The following is a 4,234-nucleotide window of genomic DNA, read 5'->3' as shown; positions in this document are numbered from 1 at the left end:
CCTTCGTTCATTGTTCGTCTTTCCTTCGTCTTTTCTTCGAATAAACCTCAAATTCCAAATACCTCTCCTACCCTACATTTTTTTTACTATTCATTGTCCATTCAAAAAACTTTTAACTCTTAACTACTTATACACCTTTTCCATAACAATCGTACAAGATTCTCCTGCCAATTCTTCTCACCTTTTGCTAATTATCTCCTACCCGTGTGCCTCGTATTGCCTATCGTGCTATGACATTCTGAGACATAATCTCTCACATACCTACCTCCAAGCTTTCACTAACATCTTTTACATCGAACTCACGCTATTTTTTGCAAATTAACACATTATCCGATAGTACTTTCACTCTATCACCATACGATTGTATCTCCCTAACAAAGTCTGGTGTAATTTTTAAGCGCAGTTTGAGTACAATCTCATTGTCAGTTTCTCTCACTACCTCTTGCGAAGAATGCAGAGGCATCGCTTTGAGGTATTCCGCCGGATTAGGCATAAAAACTGAATCATTGGGCAATTTTTTAAAGGCAAGCACCACCTCTTCTGCTTGTGCGTGCTCACTATCTACCCACGCCCCAAAACTATCGTCGAAAAAACACTCCACACCCTCAGGTACAGCGTGCTGATATTTAATGTCCTTGCTGTCATCTAAACGGGTAATCCTATCCAAGCCAAACACCCGTAGCGCTTTCTTCTCCACATCCCACGCCAACACATACCAACGCCTTTGCGCCTCTTTTAGCAAATAAGGCTCTATCGTACGCACCACCGGTTGTTGGTTTTTATCCCAAAACTTATAATAGTGCAACTTTAGCTGACGATGTTCTTTAATAGCCCTAAGCAAGGGAGAGAGATACTCCGTCCCCGCAGGCAATCGCCTATCAAACTGAATAACTTTAGAAAGATTACCGTAATTTTGCAAAGCTCTGAACACATCAAATACCTCGAAGAGGTTTTGGGTATAGGGGTCATTATCTTCTGTGATTTCGTATGCTTTAAGAGATTTGTTAAACTTAATAATTATATGGTAAACTTCTTTAATAATTTGAATATCACGTTGTAAAGTACGTTTAGCAAGAGGTTGCCCCTCTGTATTCTCTATACTTCTCTCCCAAGCATTCTCTAATTCTTCACTAGTACAAGGTTTGATACGCAATCGTTCAACAATAAAACGATGCCTTGAAAACATTTTCGATAAACTCATTTTCAATATTTTTTCAACAAAAGTATAAAGTTTTTTCAAAACGACAAGTTGTTGCGTCCTATTATTATATTTTTGCTTCCGAAATAAAAAAACAAGGCAAAAGGACGCACATATCATTTTATTTTGTATATTTGCTGGCAGAAACTCATAAAACATATTTTATAGTAAAAACCAGATAAACACAAAATAAACATATTAGTAGCGTTTCGCTTTTATTTTCTAAGCTCGAAATACGACCAATTTTTCAATAGTGTACAGAAAGTAAAGACGGAAGCGTTCGCGTATGCGGGCGTTCCTTTTGCTTTACACTATGCCTTTGGTCGGGCAACGAGCTAAGTAAAACGGGATGCCCGCAAACTATTTTTGTAAAACATTGGAGAAGCCGAAAACCATTTAGAGTAGGCACTCACTAAAAACTATATTTAATTATGAGTTTAATGGTTACATTCAAAAACGAAGTGGTTCGCATTTGCCCTAAGAATGCAAAGAAAATTGAGTATTCCAAAAACAATGGATCTACTTGGAATACCCGTTATTCAGGTAGCTACACATTTCAAGATTTAGTAGTCTCTGGAGATGAGCTTTTAGCACAAACTGACAAAGGTTTGTACTACTCCAAAAACGGAGGTTCTACTTGGAACAAACGTAGTTAAGCAACAGAGGAGGTTGCTTTAAGGGTAACCTCCTCTTACCAAACGTTTGCAAAATTAAACCATTCAAACAACAATAAAAATACAAAATAACAACTTAAGAAGCCTCGAATTGCTTTACCTCCCCCTATAATGTGGAGCCTAATACTTTCTTTGCTAACAAAAAAGTACAAACTACTTACAAAGAATACGAGGCAGAAAGAAGAAAGTAATGAAGTTCCATACAACGAAAACATTTTTTCTTGCATTGAATATGATTCAGAAGGAAATGAAAAAAATAAACTCATACACAATTACTCTCCTAATGGAGAATGGGAAACTATTTTCTATCATAATGGAAAGCCCAGCCATATCGTAAGAAAAGAATGTACTATTCTGTAAATAATAACTTTTTAAAACAATAACAATATGAGCAATAAAAATGCTTCTTTTTACATAGAGAATATTCCAGCTAATAAACACCTTGCTAACAAAACTATTGAGATAGTTTATAAAGAGTATGAGGCAGTAACTAATACTGAAGATAATACTGTTGAAATAGGAAATTTTTTAGAAAAGAAGAGAGGTTATGGCACTTACTTTTTTGCAGAATTATTAGATTACTGCCTTCGCATTGCACGTTATGCCCCTAACCCTCCATACATAAAGAAAATATTTGACAAAAGTTTACGTCATTTTACAACATTCACTCATAAATCAAAAATTGTGTATGATGAAAAAGGACTAATCAAATCTTATCTCTTGGATACTTTCGCCTTCAGAAATATTCTCTTCAATTTTCAATATAACACAAAAGAACAATTAACTCAATGGACGACAACTATTGAAGATAGTGTAATACACACTCGAAAATTCTTCTACTACGAAAATGGAATGCTCCAGAGAAGAATAAAAGACAGCTGTGGCTATAGCGAAGAATGGAGATATGATAAAAATGGGGAACTCTTGCAATATATCCAGAATTGGGGTAAAGATATTAAAACTATAAATTACGACCCTAATGAAAAAGAAAAAGAATCAGACACCGATGAACTTATTGAGTATGATGAAACAGGTGCTAAAATAGTGTATCACGAAAAAGGCAATAAAGAAGTGATTCATTATGACGAAAATGGTAGAATCGTAGAAATAAAGTTTTTTGAAATCTATTACAAAGATTTCAGAGTTGAAAAAACTATCACCTACAAATTTTTCGACTGAAAAGTAGAACGTACCACTATCAATGCAGATAGAGAAAAAACAGTAATTCTCTTTAAAGATATTGAACGAAAAAAAATGGAGTACTATACTACTGATTTAGAAGGAAAAAATAATATTCTCCTCTTTAGAGATGTTAAATACAAAAAAGAACCTGACGATTCCTTAGACTATGATAGATATGATGAGAATGTATTTTCTTGCACTCAATATGACAAAAATGGTAATGAAACAAAAAAATACATTCGTACTTATCTCGAAAATGGTTTATGGGAAACAGTTTATTATGAAAAAGGAGTACCTAAGAGTATTATCAGAAAAGAATATAACATTTTTAAAAACTTAAATTATATGTACACACAAGCATTCAAAGAGGCAGTAGCCTACTGCAAAGCCAACAATCTATTTGTAGGGTATGGCAACCCTAATGGTAAAGTTTTAGTAATCGGCAAAGAAGCCGCACACATTCCCCAAGAAGAGACTACCGAAAATTTAGAAAAGAAGAAAGAAGAACTCTTCCAAAGTAATGTATCTCAATGGAAACACATACTCTCTACCAATGAAGTGCCTAACTACGATGGTGAGCGTCCCATCTCTCACGAAAATCCCTTATATGCTTATGGCAATCAGTTTAACAAAAGGGATATAAGGAAAGAAGGAAAACCTTACAATGGTGGTACAAGTAGCACCTATTTAAACTACGAAAAACTCTATGAACAGCTATTTTTACAGGGAGAAAAGCTTGAGAAAATCAACTTTCGAAAAGAGTTTTTCATCACCGAGTTCAGCGACTACCCTACTAAAGAAAGCTACAAAAATGAAGATATAGAAGCCCTTAGAAAACAGTCTATAGAAGAGCGTAAACCTCTCTTTGCAATGCCTTTTTTCAAAGAGTTCCCTATTGTAATTGTAACAGCCAATGATTATCCAAAACATTACCAAATTGACTTAGAACAAACATTTAATGTAAAATGGGAGGAAAAAACAACAGAAGTAGGTAATAAAAATTGGTATAACTTACATTTTAGTAAGGATAACAAACGTATTCTTATTCATACTCGACAATTAAGCAATGGGGTTAGTAATGAGCTTATTACTACTATTGCGAATGAAGTTAAGAAGTTTTTAAAGTAAAATTTTTATTAACAAAAGAAGAGCAATTCTTTATCAGAATTGCTCTTTATAA

At 34.2% G+C, this 4,234-nt stretch carries 4 protein-coding genes; 3 read left to right on the top strand and 1 reads right to left on the bottom strand.

What is annotated here, in order from left to right; all coding sequences use genetic code 11:
- Positions 1–304: 304 nt before the first annotated feature.
- Positions 305–1,201: a YafY family protein gene (locus tag HMPREF9072_RS09750; RefSeq protein ID WP_034566389.1), complete on the bottom strand. Its 897-nt coding sequence runs from the start codon at positions 1,199–1,201 to the stop codon at positions 305–307.
- Positions 1,202–1,629: 428 nt separating this feature from the next.
- Between HMPREF9072_RS09750 and HMPREF9072_RS09745 the strand changes: the two genes are divergently transcribed.
- The 3 genes from HMPREF9072_RS09745 to HMPREF9072_RS09730 all read left to right on the top strand — a co-directional run bounded on the left by HMPREF9072_RS09745 (position 1,630) and on the right by HMPREF9072_RS09730 (position 4,182).
- Positions 1,630–1,854, top strand: a complete 225-nt coding sequence (locus HMPREF9072_RS09745; protein ID WP_009411563.1) for a hypothetical protein — start codon at positions 1,630–1,632, stop codon at positions 1,852–1,854.
- A gap of 405 nt (positions 1,855–2,259) precedes the next feature.
- Entirely contained in the window at positions 2,260–3,051 is a 792-nt protein-coding gene (locus tag HMPREF9072_RS09735) for a hypothetical protein (RefSeq protein WP_009411561.1), read from the top strand.
- A 75-nt stretch (positions 3,052–3,126) separates the two neighbouring features.
- Complete coding sequence (locus HMPREF9072_RS09730) at positions 3,127–4,182, top strand: hypothetical protein (protein ID WP_009411560.1); 1,056 nt, start codon at positions 3,127–3,129, stop codon at positions 4,180–4,182.
- Positions 4,183–4,234 lie beyond the last annotated feature (52 nt).

It is taken from the genome of Capnocytophaga sp. oral taxon 324 str. F0483 (assembly GCF_000318315.2).
Classification (GTDB): domain Bacteria; phylum Bacteroidota; class Bacteroidia; order Flavobacteriales; family Flavobacteriaceae; genus Capnocytophaga; species Capnocytophaga ochracea.
Note: the sequence above shows the minus strand (reverse complement) of the source record. Positions and strands in the feature narration are given on the sequence as shown.